This window comes from Candidatus Gastranaerophilales bacterium (assembly GCA_028693235.1).
Lineage (GTDB): Bacteria > Cyanobacteriota > Vampirovibrionia > Gastranaerophilales > Gastranaerophilaceae > JAQUVW01.
Genome location: JAQUVW010000001.1, coordinates 210,206 through 230,809, shown reverse-complemented (window position 1 = coordinate 230,809; position 20,604 = coordinate 210,206). Strand labels below are relative to the sequence as shown.

Annotated in this window: 21 protein-coding genes and 1 riboswitch; of the genes, 10 read left to right on the top strand and 11 right to left on the bottom strand. The window is 31.2% G+C overall.

The window, feature by feature from the left end:
* Positions 1–2: 2 nt before the first annotated feature.
* Positions 3–455, bottom strand: coding sequence for a GtrA family protein (locus tag PHV37_01175; GenBank protein MDD3236693.1), 453 nt, complete (start codon positions 453–455; stop codon positions 3–5).
* Between the two features lie 57 nt (positions 456–512).
* Between PHV37_01175 and PHV37_01170 the strand changes: the two genes are divergently transcribed.
* On the top strand, positions 513–1,091 hold the full coding sequence (locus PHV37_01170) for a hypothetical protein (GenBank protein ID MDD3236692.1): 579 nt from the start codon (positions 513–515) through the stop codon (positions 1,089–1,091).
* Between the two features lie 34 nt (positions 1,092–1,125).
* Here PHV37_01170 and PHV37_01165 read toward each other — a convergent pair whose 3' ends face one another.
* On the bottom strand, positions 1,126–1,746 hold the full coding sequence (locus PHV37_01165) for a prepilin-type N-terminal cleavage/methylation domain-containing protein (protein ID MDD3236691.1): 621 nt from the start codon (positions 1,744–1,746) through the stop codon (positions 1,126–1,128).
* Positions 1,747–2,353: 607 nt separating this feature from the next.
* Here PHV37_01165 and PHV37_01160 point away from each other — a divergent pair.
* Positions 2,354–3,742, top strand: coding sequence for a hypothetical protein (locus PHV37_01160; protein ID MDD3236690.1), 1,389 nt, complete (start codon positions 2,354–2,356; stop codon positions 3,740–3,742).
* Between the two features lie 72 nt (positions 3,743–3,814).
* On the opposite strand, the gene gdhA is transcribed toward PHV37_01160, so the two are convergent.
* Positions 3,815–5,167: an NADP-specific glutamate dehydrogenase gene (gene gdhA / locus PHV37_01155; protein ID MDD3236689.1), complete on the bottom strand. Its 1,353-nt coding sequence runs from the start codon at positions 5,165–5,167 to the stop codon at positions 3,815–3,817.
* 190 nt (positions 5,168–5,357) lie between these two features.
* On the opposite strand from gdhA, the gene PHV37_01150 reads away from it, so the two are divergent.
* The 3 genes from PHV37_01150 to PHV37_01140 all read left to right on the top strand — a co-directional run bounded on the left by PHV37_01150 (position 5,358) and on the right by PHV37_01140 (position 9,498).
* The gene (locus tag PHV37_01150; GenBank protein MDD3236688.1) at positions 5,358–6,602 is read left to right on the top strand and encodes an HD domain-containing protein; all 1,245 of its coding nucleotides are present in this window, start codon (positions 5,358–5,360) and stop codon (positions 6,600–6,602) included.
* Between the two features lie 90 nt (positions 6,603–6,692).
* Positions 6,693–9,272, top strand: a complete 2,580-nt coding sequence (locus PHV37_01145) for a cellulose synthase subunit BcsC-related outer membrane protein (GenBank protein MDD3236687.1) — start codon at positions 6,693–6,695, stop codon at positions 9,270–9,272.
* Positions 9,256–9,498 carry a hypothetical protein gene (locus PHV37_01140; protein ID MDD3236686.1) on the top strand — a complete coding sequence of 81 codons (243 nt, stop codon included), beginning with the start codon at positions 9,256–9,258 and terminating at the stop codon, positions 9,496–9,498. The genes PHV37_01145 and PHV37_01140 overlap by 17 nt, the downstream gene beginning before the upstream one ends.
* A gap of 31 nt (positions 9,499–9,529) precedes the next feature.
* Here PHV37_01140 and PHV37_01135 read toward each other — a convergent pair whose 3' ends face one another.
* The gene (locus PHV37_01135; protein MDD3236685.1) at positions 9,530–10,909 is read right to left on the bottom strand and encodes a cobalamin-dependent protein; all 1,380 of its coding nucleotides are present in this window, start codon (positions 10,907–10,909) and stop codon (positions 9,530–9,532) included.
* Positions 10,895–11,008: riboswitch (adenosylcobalamin-variant (AdoCbl-variant) riboswitch) on the bottom strand. (Overlaps the previous gene by 15 nt.)
* A 102-nt stretch (positions 11,009–11,110) precedes the next feature.
* Between PHV37_01135 and PHV37_01130 the strand changes: the two genes are divergently transcribed.
* On the top strand, positions 11,111–11,548 hold the full coding sequence (locus tag PHV37_01130) for a metal-dependent transcriptional regulator (protein MDD3236684.1): 438 nt from the start codon (positions 11,111–11,113) through the stop codon (positions 11,546–11,548).
* A 74-nt stretch (positions 11,549–11,622) separates the two neighbouring features.
* Entirely contained in the window at positions 11,623–12,699 is a 1,077-nt protein-coding gene (locus tag PHV37_01125; protein MDD3236683.1) for a hypothetical protein, read from the top strand.
* Between the two features lie 350 nt (positions 12,700–13,049).
* On the opposite strand, the gene PHV37_01120 is transcribed toward PHV37_01125, so the two are convergent.
* Complete coding sequence (locus PHV37_01120) at positions 13,050–14,018, bottom strand: permease (GenBank protein MDD3236682.1); 969 nt, start codon at positions 14,016–14,018, stop codon at positions 13,050–13,052.
* Between the two features lie 292 nt (positions 14,019–14,310).
* Here PHV37_01120 and PHV37_01115 point away from each other — a divergent pair, with 292 nt between their 5' ends.
* A complete protein-coding gene (locus PHV37_01115) occupies positions 14,311–14,595 on the top strand; it encodes a metalloregulator ArsR/SmtB family transcription factor (protein MDD3236681.1) in 285 nt (94 codons plus the stop codon).
* Positions 14,596–14,638: 43 nt separating this feature from the next.
* Here PHV37_01115 and PHV37_01110 read toward each other — a convergent pair whose 3' ends face one another.
* Both PHV37_01110 and PHV37_01105 read right to left on the bottom strand, forming a co-directional pair.
* Positions 14,639–15,154 carry a hypothetical protein gene (locus tag PHV37_01110; GenBank protein ID MDD3236680.1) on the bottom strand — a complete coding sequence of 172 codons (516 nt, stop codon included), beginning with the start codon at positions 15,152–15,154 and terminating at the stop codon, positions 14,639–14,641.
* 47 nt (positions 15,155–15,201) lie between these two features.
* Positions 15,202–16,530 (bottom strand): glycosyltransferase family 2 protein, encoded by a 1,329-nt coding sequence (locus tag PHV37_01105; protein MDD3236679.1) that lies wholly within the window; start codon positions 16,528–16,530, stop codon positions 15,202–15,204.
* 552 nt (positions 16,531–17,082) lie between these two features.
* Here PHV37_01105 and PHV37_01100 point away from each other — a divergent pair.
* Positions 17,083–17,217, top strand: coding sequence for a hypothetical protein (locus PHV37_01100; protein ID MDD3236678.1), 135 nt, complete (start codon positions 17,083–17,085; stop codon positions 17,215–17,217).
* A gap of 91 nt (positions 17,218–17,308) precedes the next feature.
* Here PHV37_01100 and PHV37_01095 read toward each other — a convergent pair whose 3' ends face one another.
* The 4 genes from PHV37_01095 to PHV37_01080 are packed head-to-tail and all read right to left on the bottom strand — an operon-like array spanning position 17,309 to position 19,517.
* Positions 17,309–17,482 (bottom strand): hypothetical protein, encoded by a 174-nt coding sequence (locus PHV37_01095; protein ID MDD3236677.1) that lies wholly within the window; start codon positions 17,480–17,482, stop codon positions 17,309–17,311.
* A gap of 18 nt (positions 17,483–17,500) precedes the next feature.
* On the bottom strand, positions 17,501–17,680 hold the full coding sequence (locus PHV37_01090) for a hypothetical protein (GenBank protein MDD3236676.1): 180 nt from the start codon (positions 17,678–17,680) through the stop codon (positions 17,501–17,503).
* Positions 17,681–17,688: 8 nt separating this feature from the next.
* Positions 17,689–18,261, bottom strand: a complete 573-nt coding sequence (locus PHV37_01085; GenBank protein ID MDD3236675.1) for a hypothetical protein — start codon at positions 18,259–18,261, stop codon at positions 17,689–17,691.
* Positions 18,261–19,517, bottom strand: coding sequence for an ATP-binding protein (locus tag PHV37_01080; protein ID MDD3236674.1), 1,257 nt, complete (start codon positions 19,515–19,517; stop codon positions 18,261–18,263). The genes PHV37_01085 and PHV37_01080 overlap by 1 nt, the downstream gene beginning before the upstream one ends.
* A 552-nt stretch (positions 19,518–20,069) precedes the next feature.
* Here PHV37_01080 and PHV37_01075 point away from each other — a divergent pair.
* Positions 20,070–20,453: a hypothetical protein gene (locus tag PHV37_01075; protein ID MDD3236673.1), complete on the top strand. Its 384-nt coding sequence runs from the start codon at positions 20,070–20,072 to the stop codon at positions 20,451–20,453.
* The last annotated feature ends 151 nt before the right edge of the window (positions 20,454–20,604 follow it).

The window sequence follows — 20,604 nt, the reverse complement described above, 5'->3', positions numbered from 1 at the left end:
GCTTATTTTTTTTTGGCAAATATGAAAAATTTATTTACTGCAAAGCCTAAAGCTAAATATAACATCATTGAAACAATAACTGCAACATTATCAATAAATTTTGGGTAATCCATATTTAAAAACAAAGAAAATTTTGAAGCGAAAAGAATAACATTGTTAAGCGACAATACCTCTCTAGCCAATAACCACCCGAGATAATAAGAAATCACATAACTGGGGAGCATTGAAGCAACGAATTTAAAAAATTGAACAATATAATGTGTATCTTTATTTTTAAACGTAAAAATTTTATTCAAACTAAAAGAAACCATTATCCCCACAATATAAGCAACAGTAGTTGCAAGAAGATAGGAGGTCTTTACCACATTTAAACAAAAATAAGCACTTCCTATACCGGCAATAGTATTAACAACGCCAACCAAACAATATCTTATAAATTCTTTTGAAATAAACATACAAAAAGGATAGTAAAAACCAAGCAAAATGTAAATATTAGAGGTACAATAATATCTATGATTGAAAAATATATCAAGTACTTAGCTGAATTAGAGCCTCATATTAAAAAAAGCTTTGACTCGCAAAAAGCATACATTCATTGTAAAGCAGGATGTTCAATTTGTTGTGAGACCGGACATTACCCCATGTCAAAACTTGAATTTGATTATATGAAAATAGGACTCGCAAAACTTGATAAAGTAAAAAGGGATATAATAATTCAAAATATATCTGACGTAAAACACAAACTCGCACGACCTGACACCGAAAACCCAAAAGGCTATTATTGTTGCCCGTTTTTAATTAACAAGCAATGTGCGATTTACAATTATCGAGGAATTATTTGCAGAACCTACGGGCTCTTATGTTTCACTGATAACGGAGGATACACGGCACCATGTTGTGTTTCTGACAGGCTAAATTACAGCGAAGTTTATGACATTAAAAGACAAACCATTTCAAAAGAAATGTTCAAAAAATCAGGCATAAAAACAGAGCCGTTATCTTTCAATTTCAGCTTGAAATATCTTTTGGACAATGAATTAACAAAAGATATCGACTTCGGAGAATCAAAAAAGTTAATAGAATGGTTTTAAAAAAGAGAGTCTAAAGAAGACTCTCTTTTATTTTTTATTGACACCAAGAAGAATCATCAAAACAAGACTCAAAAGAAGGTCTACTTGTAACTTTTGCACCTGTCAAAACACTTGCGGTCATAGTTGATTGAATGACAGAGTGTCTATCTGCATATTTTTCATTGGGCCAATTACCGCTGGTTTTTTTACCAAAATTAACAGAATAACCATCTTTAGGATTTTTATAATCAGTTGTTACTTTATTTGGACCTCTTTCACCATTAGTATCAATATAAGCTGAACCATAAGAAAGGGTTATGGTTGAGCCGTCATTCATTCTCATAACCAAACCACCACTAGCGTCAGCACCATAAGCATTTGAAGTTGATGCAGATGACAACTCGGTTTTCGCAACATTCATATATTTTTTAAAAGCATTGTTATTATTGTACATATTTTCGCCACCGTTAGCACCGGAGCTTACAGTTATATCAACACCATCTAGGGCATATTGCATATCTATAGCTTGTTGCAACGTAGACAATGCTTTTTTTAATGACGCTTTGTTCTCTTCATTATTTGTATTATTCATCAACGTTGGAATTGTCATAGCAGCGACTAATCCTATGACTACAAGGGTCATCAATACTTCCGCTAAAGTAAATGCTTTTTTCATTTTTATATTCCTTAATTAATAACCTAAACTTAGATAAAAAAAACTAATCTTATTCCAAAAAACATAAAATCCAACTACTTTCTATATGCCCACAATCAATAGGTTTGTATCGTGATTTCAACACATAATTTACCGCAAATCGTGAAATCTGCCACCTGTAAACATCTTAAACTTACTACATTCTTAACAAAAAAAAATATATCCACTTAACATCTAGACATTTTTTCAAATTCATGTTTGAATAATAGATGTAAAAATTTAAGGATAAACTTTAATGAGAATAAGAACATACCAAAAACGCTGTTTCCGTACTAACTAACAGGCTTTGCATAAATTTGCAAAACACTTTTTGGTGTTCCGTATTTTTATTAAAGCCTTCTAAATATTTTTTGGAAGGTTTTTTGTTTCAAAAAATTACAATATAAAGAAAATCGAACAAATTTTGTCAAAAAAAAATGTTCACGAATGTTTTAAATACTATAACATAGGAGAATAAACATGTATCATATCCGACGACACACACAAATAAAGGCAAATACCCCAATTGTCGAACTAATGAACTTGGTTTGGGGCTTGTAATACCCAATTTGTGTAAAGAAGGAAAAAAATGTCAATATCAGCAATTTCATCTAAAGTAGTTTCTACTTTAGGTAACCCTAACTCCCTAGTACCTTTAATGGTAAAAGACGGCGTAGATAGTGCCAGTCTTACATATTATTCATACAAAGCAGGCGGAAAAGTCGAAGGCACAGACAGAGCTCTTGATGAGTTCGGAACTCAAGCCATTTGGATTGGTGGAATACCTTTCTTTAAAAAATTAATTGATAAAACCGCTTACAAAGCTGCAAAGCTTAATCCTGCTGTCGACCCGAGAATTATCGCAGACAAGGATTATTCCGCTTGGGCTGTAAAAAATGCAAAAGGACTTATGTCCAATGCTAAACAAACCGTAAAAGATGCTTTGCAAGATTCTTTGGTTAATGTTAAAAAAACTAAAGGATTATATATGGCAAAAGTAGCTGCTGCTACTGCTTTAACATTAATCTCTTATTTCACTTTGACAAAGGCTAAACAAAAAATAACAAAAAATAGAGTTGAAAAAGAAGTTATAGCCGAACAACCTGCTATCAACGTAAAAGCGACTCATTCAAAAGAAAACCAAAAGTTTTTAAATGAACATTACAAAAATAACGTTGCATTTAACGCTATTGAAAATTTCTCACCTAATCAACAAAAAACTGCTCAGCCAAAAACAAATCCTGCATTTAAAGGTCTTGGCAAAAGTGTTCTTGAAGGAATTATGTTCAACCCTGTTCACAATATGAAACTAATCGATGCAGGAATTACTACCGAAAGATTGGCTCAATCAAGAAATAAAACCGAATTCACTGAACATGCTATTAAAGAAGGTATTTTCTTGTTCTTTATGTATGGACTGGGCAATGTGCTACAAAAAGGCATCAATGCAGCCTCTAAAAAATTCTTGAAAAAGCCTATTGACCTTGATATACAAGTATTAATGTCTAAAGAACTTAAAAACTCACTACCTAACGGTAAATTGGCTCAAGATTTAGCCAAAGTTCCCGGTAAAGAATCTAAGATTACAGATGTTCTTGATTTTGTTGTGAAAAACCCAGACAATATAGTTGTCCAATCTGCAAAAAAAGCAGGTATTGTTTCTACTGTTGGAAAAACTCTTGATGTAGATACTTCTAAATATATCTCAAAAGACGCTATCCATGGTTTAACTGACAATTTGAAAAACATTGGCGACAGCTTTAAAAATTCAGGCGAAACAGTTGAAAAATTCTTAAAAAAGACAAAAGGACTTAAAGTAGCTTCTGTTATGACAAATCTGGTTGCTTGCTGTTTTGTTCTCGGTTATGTTGTACCAAATGTAGTTTATAAATACAGAAAAGATAAAACCGGCACCACTGATTTCCACGTAGCTAATGACATTAAAAAAGCTGAAGAAGAAAAACTTAAAAAAGCATAATTAAATATGTTAATTCACTAAAAGAGAGTCTTTTTAGACTCTCTTTTGATTTTGAAATAATATCAGAAAAAACTATATGATACCTTGAGATTTCATAGCTTTTGCGACTCGTCTAAATGCTGCAATATTTGCACCTGCGACATAATTAGTCCCTAAATCATATTCATCAGCTGCTTTTTTACAACTATCGAAAATATTAGTCATAATATCATCAAGTTTTTGATTAACTTCGTCAAACGACCAGAAATATCTCATGCTGTTTTGGCTCATTTCCAAGGCAGAAGTAGCTACGCCGCCAGCATTTGCCGCTTTCGCAGGAGCCAATAAGACACCTTTTTCTAATAAATAATCAATTGCGTCTTTATCAGTCGGCATATTTGCACCTTCCCCGATAGCCATTACACCATTGTTAACCAATATTTTCGCAAATTCTAAATCAATATCATTTTGAGTTGCACAAGGAAGTGCAATATCACATTTGACATTGTAAACGCCTGAACGTCCGTCTTTATTTTCAATGTATTCAGCATCAGAATGATAAGTCAAATACTCTTTAATTCTCAATCTTTTTTCTTCTTTGATTTCTTTAACTGCATTTAAATCAATACCGTTTTTATCAATAATATAGCCTGTAGAATCACTCATAGCAATAACTTTAGCACCAGCTTCTTGAGCTTTTTCGCAAGCATAAATAGCAACATTTCCAGAACCTGAAATAATTACTATCTTGTCTTTAAAGTCAGAATTGTTTGCTTTCAACATTTCACGCATATAATAAATCAAGCCATAGCCTGTTGCTTCTTTTCTAGCCAAAGAGCCACCGTAATCCAAACCTTTACCAGTCAAGACACCTGCTTCATAGTTGTTTCTAATTTTTCTGAATTGCCCGAACAAATAGCCAATTTCTCTACCACCTACACCGATATCACCTGCAGGGACATCACAATCTTGTCCAATATGTCTTTGTAATTCATTCATAAAGCTTTGGCAAAATCTCATTATTTCATTGTCAGATTTTTCTTTAGGGTCAAAGTCGCTTCCGCCCTTACCACCACCAATCGGTAAACCGGTTAAAGCATTTTTAAAAACTTGTTCAAATCCTAAAAACTTCATAATACTTTGATTTACAGTAGGATGGAAACGCAAGCCACCTTTATAAGGTCCGAGGACTCCGTTAAATTGGACTCTATATCCTCTGTTTACAACTACATCACCTGCATCATTAACCCAAGGAACTCTAAAAGATATAATTCTTTCCGGCTCAACCAATCTTTCCAATAATGCCATTTTTTGATATTCAGGATGCTTATCAATAACTGGTTCTAATGTATCGAGAACCTCTCTCATAGCTTGTAAAAACTCTTTTTCATTTGAATTTTTTTTTGCGGTATCACTGATTACCTTTGCCAAATATTCATTTTCCAATTCTCTTAGCTCCTTTTAATTAAATGTAATTTGAACACTTATTATATCATTTTTTTTATGTTCTGTCATTTATTTCACAATATTTTTAACACAATCGTGAATAATATGCAAAAACATTTTTAAGACTACAAAAAAGCTTAAAATAATGCTATTATGTAGATAACAATAAGTATTTATAAGGATTTGCAGAGTGGCATTTAAGACAGCACTAAAAAAATTCACAGAAGAAGCAATTTTTGAAGGTCATCCGAAATGGGAAATTTGTATTAAAAGACCTGCTAAACTTTCAAAAAAAGAATTTGATATCCGTTCTGAGTTTGAACGTGACAACAACAGAATAATGCACTCAACTGCATATAGAAGACTTAAAGATAAAACTCAAGTATTTTTTGCTACGAATAAAGACGTAATTTGCACAAGGATTGAGCATGTAAACCATGTTGCGTCAATTTCTCGTGCAATATGCAAAACAATGGGGCTCAACAGCGATTTAGCTGAAGCTGCTGCATTGGGGCATGATTTAGGTCATACACCTTTTGGGCACCAAGGTGAAAGAATAATTGAAGAATTAGTTTTAAAACATGGGCTCGCTAAAAGTTTTTGGCACGAAAAAAATTCTTTGCGATTTATTGATCTTATTGAAACTCTACCAAATTATATGGGAAAACAAGATAATTTAAATTTAACATACGCAGTTCGTGATGCAATAATTTCTCACTGCGGCGAAGTTGATGAAAACTATCTAAAGCCTCGTAGTGAAGTTATACAACTAGACTCTATGGAAAAAGGTATATATGCTCCTTTCACTTACGAAGGATGCGTAGTTAAAGTATCAGACAAAATCGCTTACTTGGGAAGGGACATAGAAGATGCTTTTACCTATGGGATTTTGGGTCCAAAACAAGCTCGAGAACTAAAACAAATTGCAGAAAATCTTTTAAAGAAAAAATTTCCGCTAGGAGAAGTGAATACAACTGTTTTAATGTATGAATTTATTCAAGATTTATGTTGGAACTCTACACCTCAAGATGGCTTAAGTTTCACAAAAGAACGCTTTGAGATGATGAATCAAATCAAAGAATTCAACTATATCCATATTTGCGAGCACAAACGCTTACAACCATTTAAAGCATATTCAAAATTAATTTTGAACACAATTTTTGACTTTTTACTCTCTTATTATAAAAGAGAAGAAACCATAAAAGCGATGCAAAAGGATTATCAATATTTTCCTGTCGTTATGAAAGAGTTTGAAGATTGGCTAATAAAATACTCCGACATTGATTTAAAGAAAAAGCAATATCGCAAATGTTGCAATGAAACTATTTATCAAATAATTAATGAAAAAGACTACAAACAGGCTATTATCGATTTTTTATCCAGCTTGACCGACCATTTTGCAATTGAAATATTTGAAGAAATTATTACTTTTTAAAATCTGTTTTTTTAATATAAAAAGATTAGCAAGTATAAGTAGTCCATCATACTAAGCATAATTTTTATACTTTTGTATAAAATCTGATGTATGAAAAAACTTATTATTTGTATGATAATTTTTTTTATAACAATAACTTCGCCTGCCTTTGCTTTTGGTTATAAAAAAGATTACAAAACACTCCTTTTAAAAAATGCAATAAATGCTGAAACAAGAAAAGATTTCAAATCAGCATTTTTCAACTATGAAAAAATTCTGTTTTATTATCCTCAAGATGAAACGGCTTTGACTAAATATGCACTATTTTGCGAAAGACACGATTTTTACGACAAAGCAATTGAAATTTATACAATTTTATACCAAAAAACTCATAACAAACAATATTTAGCCAAAATCAAAGATATTGCCCCAAAGACCGAAACAGAGAAAGCGAATAAAGCTAAACGTGAAAAAAACAAAATAGTCCACACGACGCAATCATCAGAAACTCATCAAAAACATTCCGAGGCACAAAATATCAAGCAACTAAAAAAATCTGTTGAACGAATTGGAAAGAAAAACAATTATCAAAAAGACAAACTAAAAGCCAAAGAAGATTTGATGTATAAAGCATTGAGGGAAAAGAATTTCCCACTTGCTGAAAGATATTTATCTGAATTGCTAGACAAATCACCGTCCAACAAAAAATACATAAACCTAATATCTGGAGTTGCACTAGCACAAGAAAATTATCCGCTGGCAATAAAATATCTCGAAAAGCAGGATAAAGCCATTGAAAACCAAAAGATATTAGCTTTTTCTTATTTTAAAAATTCTCAACTAAAAAAATCGTTAAATATAATCGATAGCCTAATCTTTAAAGACCCTACTAATCTTGAATTTGTTGACTCAGGAATTACATATTCAATGGGCGAAAAGGATTGGGAAAACGCTCTAAAATACTTAAATATCGGACTTGAGAAAAAGCCAAACTATGAAAAATATCTGCTGCAAAAAGCAGATATTTTGACTATTCAAAAGCAATATGAACCAGCTATTATAATATTTACAACTCTCACGACGATAAGTCCTAAAGAAGAATATAAACTCAAGCTTATTGATTTATATCTTGCAACCGGGCAATACGACAAAGCGGAATTGCTTATTATTCCTCTATATAAAGAACAAGCTAATAAAGAAATTGCTCAAAAATATTTACACATATTAAATACAAATGAAAAACACCAAGAAGCCTACAAACTAGCCCTGGATAACGATTTACTCGAAAGCGTTGACGGGCATTTGGCTTCTGCAAATATTGCAAGAGAAAATAATGATTTTTCAAAGGCAAAAGCATATTATTCAAAAATTTTAAATCAAGAACCCAACAACTTATCCGCACAACTCGGAAATGCCTATGCTTCCTTGGAGAAAAAAGAATTTGTCGAATCAAGAAATCTTTTTGAAAAAATGTTAGAAGTTAACCCCTCATTTGTACCGGCAAGACTTGGAATAATCGACAGTTATATGGCTAACACTGAAGATTTAAAGACTTTATCTGAATTGAATAAAATGCAACCTAACGAAAAAGTTCAAATTTTAAAAGCAAAGACGTACTACGAAATGAAAATGTACGAAAATGCAAAAAATTCAATAAAAGGCATCAATACCCCTGAAGGTATCAACCTAAACAACGACGTTCTGCGAGCTCAAGCTTATATTTTCAATCCCAATTATGACTTATTCACACAAAAATTAAGCGAAGAATTCAAATTAAATTACGACAAGATAGGATTTCGCAACTCCAAATATATAGACAATCTAAACTGTTATACCGACTACAACATAATCATTTACAGTTCTGGAGTTTACCCCTCAACAAACGAAAAATACAACAATGTAACCAATGAAATCAGAGGCGGTATCGAAGGAAGAATTGACCCCAACAAAGAAATCAAGCTAGATGTCGGAGCGAAAATATTTCAAGATGCAGGTGCAATGTTAAACACAGACAGTTGGATAAAATTTTACCCAAACGACAAATACAATCTCAAACTGGGGTTTTCCAGAGATAACGTACAACAATCTTATCTATCCGCAGTTGGTATGTATTTGAACGGCATTTACACGGGGCAAGTCGCAAACAACAAAGTTTACCTTGAATACGAAGCAAAAATGCCAAAAAGATATTACTCCTTCGGGCGTGGCGGATTTGGGTCTATGAATGGGCAAAACTTAAGAACCAATCCTTATTGGGAAGGAATGGTCGGATTTGGCAATTTATTATATTACACGCCTAAAAAAGAAAAAATAAAAAAAATATCAACAGATATAGTCACTTACAACGCAGGCTATAGATATAACTTGTTAGATATTTTTGATAATGAAGGCAATTTGTATGGCGGATATTGGAGCCCCACATGGTTCAGTGCCAACACGGTAAACATTACAGCCCTTGGGGAATACAAAAAATTCAACTACGGAGCAGCGGGATACGTCGGTTGGCAATACGCAATAAATCCCAAACAATCACTGTTTATCTGGGGTGCAAATGCCTTTATAAATTACAAAATTAACGACCACGTTGACGTTAATGTGGCATATAGATACTTTAATTACGCAGACGTCCAACGTAATCAATTTATTGCTAATGTAATAATAAGAGGATTTAGAAATGTTAAAATTCATTAATTGGTTATTTATAATAACAATTTGTTCTTTTGGTATTGCAATGGCTCAAAACGACTTACCTAACTTTAATGCAAGAAAAGCATATATTGCATACAAAGCTGCTTACATGAGCAAAGACGGCAGAATTATTGACAGTGAAATCAAAGCTTTAACAACAACAGAGGGGCAACTTTATCAGCCCTGTACACTTAACAAAAAAAGACAAGGAAACCATTGGAAAAATTGATGAATTTATTAAATTTGCCTATGAAAAAAAATCAATTAGATAAAAACGCATCAATATTTTCAAACGAATTTTCGACATTTTTTGAAGAATTATAATAATCAATAAACTTTTTCGGAACGAAATCTACCCCGTATTTTTCAGGATTCATCGTCCAAGGTGCAGCAGGCTCATATATTATGGGGATAATATAATATTTATCAATATATTTATATTTTTCTTTGAGTTTTTTTGCATAAGTTTCAGATTTTACATTTTCAACCTCATCAACACAAGGTAAAATAGCAAAATACAACTCGGATTTTATCTTTAATTCTTCCATATAAACAAGAATATTTTCTAATTCCTTGTTTGTATAAAAGAAAGATTTGTGAAATTTTCTTAAATCTTCACTCGCAAACTCAGGGCTGATTGCTAATATTGAATCGGGAGAAAAAGCTTTAGAATAAGCATCTAAAAACACCTTGTCTGGAAGCCCGTTTAAAGTAAATGAAGTTTTCAAAGTACCGGAGAACTCCTCTGCAATTCTATTTAACAATCTAATTAAAAATTCTCTTTTTTTAGGCTGTGGGTCAAAAGCAAAACGAAAAACCTCGATTCCACAATCTTTTTTGAGCATTTTTATCTCGTCTAAAATATTTTCTACATTTCTATAAGAAACGAAATCTCGACCGGTTACGCATTTCATAGCATCAGCACCACCGCCACACCATGTACAATTGCCCTCACAGCCTCTGCCGATACAAACGCCCTGACTTGACATAGGAAGTCGTTCAAGTGCATTTTCAAAGGCGTAATCCAAAAAGAAGGGCACTTTAGCATAGCTTTGATAATTTCTCATTTTTTTTATATCAAAAAACTCAAAAGAATCCAAATCCTCATTGCTTGCAACGAACTTTTTATCATTCAAAACCACACTACCATTTTTACGCCAAAACAGATTTGGGATATCTGAAAAATCCACCTCTTTCAAACAAACTTTTTTCGCCAGCATTTTAATTGGGGCTTCACCTTCTCCTTTGAGAACAGTATCCACAAATGGAAACAAATCAAGAATTTCTCTCCCGAAATAAGAAGCGGTAAATCCACCAATCATAACAAACACATTCGGATTTTGCTCTTTTAATATACGAATACTTTCAATGACATCAAAAGATTGCGGATGCCAATGCAAAGAAAAAGCAACGAATTTTATATCGTTATCACGCACATACTTGCTCAATTTAAACTTTTTATCCAAATATTTTTCAATACCCAGATGAATTATTTCAGCATTAAAGCCCTCTTTTTCCAGTTCATTTGCTAATGAATAAAGCCCCATCGCACAGTAATTAACATTTGAAGCGATATGTCCATCTTGAATATTTTTAACTAATTGTGGCGTATGAACCAAAATACATTTAAACTTTGACATAAAATCTCCCAGTCTCGTAAGCAAATGGATAAGAGCATTCCGACTGTAACGGCTGCGGACCAGTGAGTGATTTTCGCACTTCTTTCCTCTGTTTCCAATATTATTATATTATAAAATCTGTTGTATTTTTCTATTTGCTTAATAAAACTGTACATACTTGCCATTTTGTTAGGCTTGCCTTACAATAAATTTGAGGTAACCATGCAAGAAAAATATAAATTGACATCTAGTCTTGAAGATTATTTGGAAGCTATGTATCAAATAATTCTCGAAAAACAAGGCGTAAAAGCAATTGACGTATCAAAAAGATTGAATGTAAAGCGATCTTCTGTAACAGAAGCACTCAAAAACTTGTCCTCAAAAGGACTGGTGAATTATGGAAGATATGAGGTCATATCATTAACAGATGAAGGCAAAAAAGCAGCCCGAAGAATTATAAAAAAGCACAACACACTTTATGATTTTTTTAATCACGTGCTGGGTCTGTCACCCGAAGAATCTACAGATAATGCCTGCAAAATGGAACACTCAATCTCTGATAAAGCCTTATCAAGGTTAATCGACTTTATGGAATTTTGCAAGAATAAAGAAACCCAAAATCCAAACTTTTTATCCGATTTTCTTAAAAAAAGCAAATAAGACCAAGGAAAAATTTTTAGCCATACTGTTAGGCTAACTTAACATTGTAGCACATACAAAACAAAGGGATTAAAATGCACACTCTATCAACTCTCGGAAAATACCTAGATCAACCAAGACTCGTAGGTCAATTTACAAAAAAAGTCCCATATATTTTGATTGGGGGAGGAGTGGTTGAAACATTTTTACATACGAAAAAAGCTCCCGATAAAGAAAAAAAAGACGAATTCATAAGAACCGCAGCGGTAATGACAGGAAGCATAGGTTCAGCCCTGCTCGCAACGAGAGGAATTAAAAAATTAGGAATAAAAGGGCTATCCGCACAAATTGACCTTGAAAAACTTAAGGCAAACAATAATAAATTAACAAATAATTTTCTTGAAAAGAACAAAACATCACCAACGACAGAAGCAATTTTGAACAAAGCAAAAAATAAAATTATTAAATTTAAAGAAATAAATCACATTTATAATGAATTGCAACCGACAAAAAAGGGCAAAGATTTGTTGTCAAAACTCATTCCCGAACCGGCAAACGTAACCTCAAAAGAGATTTTTAAAGAAATAAAACGGCTTTCTTTAATGGGGTTAATCCCTGTTATAGGAGGTATCGCAGGAGGAATTGCCGGCGATAAAATAACAGACAAAAACTGGAAAGAAAAAGTCCCCAACAAAATAAAAGAAGGTGCATATCAATACCTCGCAAATATTTTCTTGTGCAATGTTGGTGCAGGAATAGCTTTGGAAATTATGGAAAAAGCAAAAATTACATCAAAAAAAGCTCGTGCCATCGGAATGATTATCGGAATCGGAACGGTCGGAGTATTAGGTGGAAGTGCAATTGCAAATTGCATAGGCAAAAATCTTATAAATCCTATTTTAAATAAAAATAAAAAAGAAAAAACGACTTCAAACTTAATAGATATAGCCATACAAAATAAGTCTAACGAAAAAGAAGAAGCTCAAAATTTGTATGCAGAAAGGAAACCCGAAGCACTGGATATCGGCTTACACCTTGATGACATTGCAACAGTTGCAGTCTTGTCAGGCTTAAAATGGATTGAGCCATCCCTCCCAATGCTTTATTCAATCTCCGGTTATAGAGCAGGTATCGGCTATAGAAACGGAAAAGAAACAAACAATAATAAATAATTTTTGTATCATTTACATGATAAGGAATTTGTTGACAATCATTCCAATGCAAACAAGCTAAATAAACATTAATAATGAAAAGAAAATAAGCTTAGATTTAAAGAATTAACCCCAGAAACGACAACAAAAAGAATTGGAAACCAAGGATTTTGAATTTCATTCATTTTAAATTTTGATTTTTTACAAGGTAAAAGCTCAACATAAACAAATAAGGAACAAGCAACATTCCTCTCATAAGTTTCACAATAATATCTATATCCACAGTTTCAAGAGATATAGCCCCTACAGCAGGAACGACTTGAGCTACTTCTCGAATAGCAGAACCTATTATGTATAATTATAGAATCGACTTAGATATAAATAACCAAATTGTAGAAATATCCCACGAAAACAAAAGTTATAAACATAAAAAGGATAAATCGAATAATGAGTTCTTTTTTCATAACCCTTGAAATTATTATCATTTCGGGTAAAGAAAGCCCTGTTGTAGCCATCATAAATACAAGAACAGTACCAATTGCAGCACCTTTTTGAATTAAGACTTGAGCAATCGGGATAATTGTTGTCGCATCAGCATAAAGAGGAATTCCGGCTAAAACAGCAATGGGAACTGCAAAAAGATTGTCTGCACCTAAATATTTAATGAAAAACTCGCTCGGAACGTACCCATGAAGCCCTGCACCTACGCCAACACCAAGTAAAACAAAAAGCCAAATCTTTGACATCAAATCTTTGGCGTATGTCATAGAAGCAAAAATTCTCTCTTTTAATGATAATTTTTCAGTATCTTCACCAGAACAAGTGCACCCACAAGGTTTTAGTTTAAACAAATAATCTTGAAGATATTTTTTAAAACCTAATTTTTCCATTAAATATCCACCGGCAATACCAACAGAAAGTCCGGTAATAAGATATAATGCAGTTAGTTTAATGCCTATAATACCTGCCAAAACTAAAATTGCAATTTCATTAATCATAGGAGACGTTATCAAAAAAGTCATTGCAACTCCAAAAGGAAGCCCTGCTTCAATAAAACCTATAAAAACAGGAATTGAAGAACACGAGCAAAATGGAGTTATTGCACCAAATACTGCAGCAAAAAAATGTGCTATAAATTTCGGTTGTTTTTCAATATAGTTTCTAAATTTAACATTATCAATTTGTCCACGCAAAAATGCTATAATCGTGATTATCGTAAATAATAAAAACAAAATCTTTAAAACATCATAAACGAAAAAATGCAAGGCTGAACCGAATTTTGTATTGGCATTAAAACCACAAACCCCATATACAAACCAATCAGCGAATTTTAAAAACATTAAACACCTCCATTTTTTGTTTTTTGTAAAATTAGTCTTTTATTAAAAAATCCACGACCATACCTTTAAGTCCTAAACTTGGCGGTAAAACATTTATAACTACCACACACAGACATCGATAAACATAGATAAACATATCCAAACTGTCAGATATCTACCTAAAAAACTCAACTTTTGTGATAATTTTTCTTTCATATATGCTCCATATTGACAACCATAAGCAAATATGCCATTATCGACATATAGACAACTGATAGTTTATTCCATTTTTGAAATATCGTCAAGAGGTAAGATGGATAATAATGTATATCTAAAAAAAGCAGAAATTTTTAAAGCACTTTCAAATCCTGTACGAATAGAAATTATTGATACGTTACTAGACGGAGAAAAATGCGTCTGCGAAATTGTCAAGAAATTAAAAAAATATGAACAACCACATATTTCAAAAAGTTTAGCAAAATTAAAATCCGTAGGCATAATTAAAATGAGAAAAGATGGACTAAATGTTTACTATTCTCTAAAATTAGGTTGCATAAGTGAATTTATTGGATGTTTGAATTCTTTATTTAATAAATAAAAGAGCATAATGCAGAAAGATAACAATATTTTTTGTTTAATTATCATTCAAAAGCCTCAGGAGGAATTTTTGGAGCTTCAGCTTCAGCAATAACCTCATAAATACTCTCAACTTCTTTTAACGACATACCTTTATCACAAACAGCAGAATAATACCCGGAAGAAGCAGCCATGTTCATGACATATATTTTATATTTATCGCCTCTAATTTTTATAAGGACGCCATTTTTTAGTGAAATTTCTTTATTAATCGGATAATTATTATAATCGCCCGATATATCTCCACCATTGTCATTTGAACTTTTTCTGACAGTTACATTTCTAAACGCATCTAATGGATATGTGATTTCAATCATATCTTTCATTGCTTTGACTTGATAATTAGACAAGCTCAATGGAAATTCAAAACCCGCAACTTTCGCTGCTTTTGCAAGATTTTCGTGACAGTCAAACCAAGGATTGGGGAGTAACACAACGCCCTTGTCCGTACAACCTGTAAAAAAAGTTGTAATAAAAAACAAACTGGAAATTAAAATAAAATATTTAACAAAATACCTCATTTACTAATCATATGCTAAAAATAACATTTTAAAACAAGCAAAAGATATTAAAGTGATAATTTATGAAAAAATGATATTTTGTTATTATAAATTACTTCATATTTAAATTTAAGTCCGGCTTTTTTTATATCGCTTGCTATTCCATCAGCATATTTCAATGACATAAAAACAACATCAAATTTTTCTTTTTCTAATAACTCAACAGGAATTGCACGCAAATTATTAACAGTAGTTTCTTCTTTAAATTTTTTATCACAAACTGCTACTATATCAAGATTGCTTAAATCATAACGTTCAACAAGGCATTGAAAGACAAGTCCGGCACCATAAATTAAAAGCTTTTTACCTTTATATTTTTTTGCCAATTTATCAATGTATTTTTGCTGCTTTACATACCTAAAAAAAGCACCCCACTTAGATTTTTCAGATAATTTTAATAAACGAGTATCCAAACCCCACAAACGCCCGATGGTTGCCATATAAGCATAAATAAATATTATTTTTTGTTTAAACGACAACATTCTGAAAATTTTATAGTAATTGTTAAAGTAATTATTATAAAATATTTTATTTACATATATTTTTGCTTTAAAGAAGTCGAACAAACTATTAGCACCATGACGCAAACCATCAATAATTTCAATTTGTTTTTTTCTGTTTTTTATCAAAGAAATAGCTGAAAAATAAGCCGGCGTCCAATAAAGATAAATCCTGTCAACAGGTATATATTTTTCATCTAACCCACGCAAATATCTTTTATAATTACTTGTGAAATCCTTACCTGCGGAAACGAGTTGAGCTTTTTGAGGAAGAAATATTTTGCCATCTTCATTAATTATTTTTGCAATAATAGGAGAATGAGAAAACAGAATGGAGCACGATTCATACATATTAAAAACCGTGGTATAAGTTAAATGAGAAGTTTTATATATACAAGCGGGAACAAAAGTTGAAGCATAAAAGACATCAGCAAGACTATTATGAAGTTGAACACCCAAATTTGATTTATGTTGAGTAAAAACAGCATCATACCCATCATAAATAGCATTTTCGATTTCGTCCCAATGATTCCAATTGAAATCATCATCATCACAAATCACCCAAACATAAGGCATTTTTGCTATTTCATAAGCATAAGCAATATTGGCACACCCCCCAATATTTCTTGGTTGAATTACATGATGAATATTATTATATTTAGCAGAAAAAGTATCAATTACCTTATCAGTACCATCTGTTGAACAATTGTTTAAGACAGTAATTTTAAGGGATTTTACAGGAGAAGATTCAGCTAAAAGTTGTTGTAAGGTAGAAAATATTTTTTCTTTTCGATTATATGTAACAATAATAATTTCTAACATGTCGTTTAGTTGCATGTACCACTCTCCTAATATATTTTTTATTATATCACACAAAAATAAAAACCCAATTTAGGGCTTTTAAGTGGTGCCGCGTCTCGGAATCGAACCAAGGACACAGGGATTTTCAGCTCATCCATAGTTAAATCCCTTTATTTATAATTATTTCCAGATTGTTACTCTTAGTTCTTCTTTGATATGTTGAGTATCTATAACTTTGTACATTTGATTCTCAATATATACTTTGTTTTCTAGATAAAGTGTCACGTAATTGACACAATGACCCTAATTTGGTAATTAAAATAATTTTTAAGAACGCCCCCGGGGGGGCCTTTTGAGTTGGAAATTTTACATAAGCGAACCCATTTACCCCACAGGGTCCCGAAACATAAATACAAAATTAGCTTATTTTGGTTATAATTATTAATTTTTTGTTTATTTTGAGGTGTTTTTTAAAATTACTATTATAATTTAAATAAGCACTAGAATTTAGTAACTAAAATTGCCCTCGACAATTGGTCGATGTGTCAATCTAGGCTCAGGGGGAATTAATAAACGAAGAGTATGGTAATGGGTAAAACAACAAAACAATACAGAGATGCTGACACCGGTCAATACGTAACTAAGTCTTATGCTGACAAAAATCCAAAGACTACTGTTTCTGAAACCTCTAAGCATTCTAAGCCAAACACAAAAAAGAATTAATAGATTAGCAATAAGTGCTCTAAACAGCTATGAAATAGGAGAGAGATTTTGTCTCTCTCCTATCGTATTAAATTATGCATTAATACTGAAACTAGTTCTGATTATTATTATCATCTCTACTTCTTATTATAGGTTGAGTTCCTTCTTTAGGCTCGCTTGCATTAATTCGTTCTTCAAAAAGTTTTCTTGATTCACTAAAATCAATCGTAGATGATTGTTCAATAGATGATGATTGCTTTTGATTTTTGTTCTTATCTTCTGTCACTTTAACCTCTATCTAAAATTACTTTTTATTTTTTCTCACAATACCTTTTGTTCCATCTTTAGGACCACTACTATTAGACGTTTTATCTTTTAATACACTTTCAGAAATTGTTGTTTTTGGATTTTTGTCAGCATAAGACTTGGTTACATATTGTCCTGTGGCTGCATCTCTATATCTTTTTCCAGAGTCTTTTGCCATAAAAAGTCTCACCCCAAAATTATAAATAGTAAACTTATTGTTATAATTATAACATATGTTATAAAGTTATCATGTTTACCTAACAGCTTTGAAGATTGCTCGTCTAACAATTTATTGTTTTCTTTTATAATTAGGTAATAATTATAAACCATTTGTACAAGAAACTCTTTTTCTCTTTTACCTTTAAATAGTTTATTTTCGTACGCCTGTAATACTGGAAATGTTGTATCTATCCTACGGTAGCCTGATTTGAATCGTTGCAGTATAAATATTTTACAGGTAAAGCTAAATAATAAAACTAAACCTACTTCCAAAGTAAAAACACTAAATATTTGTAAATAAGATAGATTAGTAAAATATTTCTGTTCTGATAAAAAAACAATAATGGTTATAAAATACCCAAGAAAAATTGCAGACATATTAAAAAGGCTAGATAACTTCTGATTATTATTGTTAAAATCGGCAATAAAATTACTACTTTCACATTCATAAAATTGTTTGATGTTTTGTAGAATTGAAATGTCTTTTATGTTATCAATTTCTTTGAAGAAATCTTTATTACTTATACTTTGTTCTTCCATTACTTATTCTCTTTTAATAATTCGTTAACCCAACGTATTATTTCATTATCTGAAAAAATATGCATTTGAAATCTAACAAACAATTCTCTACAAAATTCTACGATAATATCTTTGTATGATGCCCTTAACTCAACCTCATTAAATTGTTTTTTTATCTCAATAACATTAATTTTTGAAATATAATCTCCACGAACCAGAACGTAAGGAGAAAAACTCGTTAGTAATCGATCTTTCGTTTTGTGTAATTTTAGAATAATTGATATATTTTCATTAGGACAAATAACTTCATATAAGCGTTTTAAGAATAATATATATTCAGTTATTGTGTATATTACGTCAATGTAGTCAATAGTGTGAGTTCCTTGCATCGCCTGTTCATCTTTTTCATATGTTCTAATGACTTCTTGTGAAAGCATTAATCCATTTTGAGCAAAATAATACCTAGTATAATAACCATAACTATCTGAATTAAAGTAACTACAACCACCATTGTTTGTTATGTAAAAATTAGCTAATGTTGGAAATGTACGACCTCGAAGATGAACAAGAGAATTGTTAATTATTTTTTCTAATTCATTTATCTTAAATCTTTCTCTTTTATTTTCCAACGGGTATGAAATCAACTCATAATATCCCAAGGAGTCAAATTTATCTTGGTAATGATTTTTTAGATAGTCATTTGCATCTTCTCTATCTTTATCATAACTTTCTATCTCCTTATCAATAGGTTTCCCTTTGATTAACGTATGTATGCTTGATAGTAGGTTGTCACCTTTTTTAGTAATCGCTCTGCCGATTAATTCCCTCATTTCATGATTTGAGGGAACCATTTCACTTGAAGCTGCATCTGTTCTTATGTAAATCCTACCTCTTTGAATGCAAGAAGAATCCTTTTTTGTGATAATGATATCTTCTGTAAATTCGGGAACTTCAATAACAATTAGTTCTTTATCTTCTATTTGTACTTGTTTTATAGTGCAAGAATGTTTAGGATCAGTATACTCATGTAATAAATTATTTATTTGTGTTACATCATAAGATTTTAACTGTTCTTTAGATAACCCCTTAATAATCCAAGTTCTATCCTCAATACCTATTACAATCTGTCCACCATCCTTAGTATTAGCCATTGCAATAATATCTTTTATTATCTCGCATTGATGGTTTCTGTCTAAATCAGTCCATGAAAAACTATCTTTAAAATCACAATTTTTTGTTTCTTGTTTGTTTGAAATTAATTCAATTATTTCTTCCATAATAACTATTCTAATAATTTAACGAGTCAAAACATACTAATTTTACATCGTTTATGCAAATAAGGCAAAAATTTTTTCTGTAATAAGTTTATGTGATTTCTGAATCTTGAACAGTCGTCAATTTTTCAAGAGAATTTTTGAGTATGGGCTATGTCAAAAACATATAATCATAGCAATCTTATTTTTATTCTTTATTACGAGATTAATATTGTTTAATTTTGATAAAAGAATCAAAAAAGAGACTAATAATTAATTTTTAATGTCATTTTTAATGAAATAACCTGTTTTTTACTATGTGTGATTTAAGTTTTTTATTCAAAAAATTTTTTCTTATTAACTTACTAATCTCAATGAGAAAATTTTCAGTAATTTGACCTCAAAAATTTGTCATATTGTCATGTTGTCATGTGTTAGTGAAAACTTTTGATCTAGAAAAAATACATAAATATATGTGTATATTCCTTTATTAAAAAGGTTTTAGAGTGTCTTGACAATATGACAAATTCATAATAATTGAGTTGAGATTAGTCTTACAGTTTTTATAATTAGTATATGGATAAAGATATTTTAAAATTATCATTAGAACATATTTGGGAAGATTCTTCTTATGAAGAAGCAATGGGGTATGATCCTTCAATTTATGATTTATTCGTAAATGTTGAAGAAGGTATTTGTATCTACAAAGAAAAACAAATCAATCTTCGAAAATCTCACTTGGAGTATTTAAAGCTTGTTATAAAAAATAGTCGCAATAATAAATATACTTTTTCAGAAAAAATCAAGGATGAACTCAATATTGAAACAAAATCCGTAGACAAAATGAAAGAACTTATTAATAAAACTTTTAAGGAAAAATTTGACATAGAACTCATTGTTAATTTTAAAGGGTATGGTAATAAAATTAATTCAGAAATACTTCAAATATACGCAATATAATTTTTAAACACATAATTTAAAAAAAGAGCCTATCTTGCAGGCTCTTTTTTGTGCGTAAAATAAAAGTCGATTTCAAGTCGTTTTAGGGTCGAAAAACAAGCGGTATACCAATACTAGTGGGTGATATATAAGTATTATTGAGAAAAGATTT

Bases quoted from the DNA above. Each gene is read 5' to 3' on its own strand.
- PHV37_01120 (MDD3236682.1), bottom strand. From the start codon at position 14,018: ATGTTTTTAAAATTCGCTGATTGGTTTGTATATGGGGTTTGTGGTTTT.
- PHV37_01170 (MDD3236692.1), top strand. From the start codon at position 513: ATGATTGAAAAATATATCAAGTACTTAGCTGAATTAGAGCCTCATATT.
- PHV37_01140 (MDD3236686.1), top strand. From the start codon at position 9,256: ATGTTAAAATTCATTAATTGGTTATTTATAATAACAATTTGTTCTTTT.
- PHV37_01135 (MDD3236685.1), bottom strand. From the start codon at position 10,909: ATGTCAAAGTTTAAATGTATTTTGGTTCATACGCCACAATTAGTTAAA.
- PHV37_01085 (MDD3236675.1), bottom strand. From the start codon at position 18,261: ATGGAAGAACAAAGTATAAGTAATAAAGATTTCTTCAAAGAAATTGAT.
- PHV37_01090 (MDD3236676.1), bottom strand. From the start codon at position 17,680: ATGGCAAAAGACTCTGGAAAAAGATATAGAGATGCAGCCACAGGACAA.
- PHV37_01080 (MDD3236674.1), bottom strand. From the start codon at position 19,517: ATGGAAGAAATAATTGAATTAATTTCAAACAAACAAGAAACAAAAAAT.
- PHV37_01160 (MDD3236690.1), top strand. From the start codon at position 2,354: ATGTCAATATCAGCAATTTCATCTAAAGTAGTTTCTACTTTAGGTAAC.
- PHV37_01130 (MDD3236684.1), top strand. From the start codon at position 11,111: ATGCAAGAAAAATATAAATTGACATCTAGTCTTGAAGATTATTTGGAA.
- PHV37_01165 (MDD3236691.1), bottom strand. From the start codon at position 1,746: ATGAAAAAAGCATTTACTTTAGCGGAAGTATTGATGACCCTTGTAGTC.
- PHV37_01105 (MDD3236679.1), bottom strand. From the start codon at position 16,530: ATGCAACTAAACGACATGTTAGAAATTATTATTGTTACATATAATCGA.
- PHV37_01115 (MDD3236681.1), top strand. From the start codon at position 14,311: ATGGATAATAATGTATATCTAAAAAAAGCAGAAATTTTTAAAGCACTT.
- PHV37_01075 (MDD3236673.1), top strand. From the start codon at position 20,070: ATGGATAAAGATATTTTAAAATTATCATTAGAACATATTTGGGAAGAT.
- PHV37_01175 (MDD3236693.1), bottom strand. From the start codon at position 455: ATGTTTATTTCAAAAGAATTTATAAGATATTGTTTGGTTGGCGTTGTT.
- PHV37_01100 (MDD3236678.1), top strand. From the start codon at position 17,083: ATGGGTAAAACAACAAAACAATACAGAGATGCTGACACCGGTCAATAC.
- PHV37_01110 (MDD3236680.1), bottom strand. From the start codon at position 15,154: ATGAGGTATTTTGTTAAATATTTTATTTTAATTTCCAGTTTGTTTTTT.
- PHV37_01125 (MDD3236683.1), top strand. From the start codon at position 11,623: ATGCACACTCTATCAACTCTCGGAAAATACCTAGATCAACCAAGACTC.
- PHV37_01145 (MDD3236687.1), top strand. From the start codon at position 6,693: ATGAAAAAACTTATTATTTGTATGATAATTTTTTTTATAACAATAACT.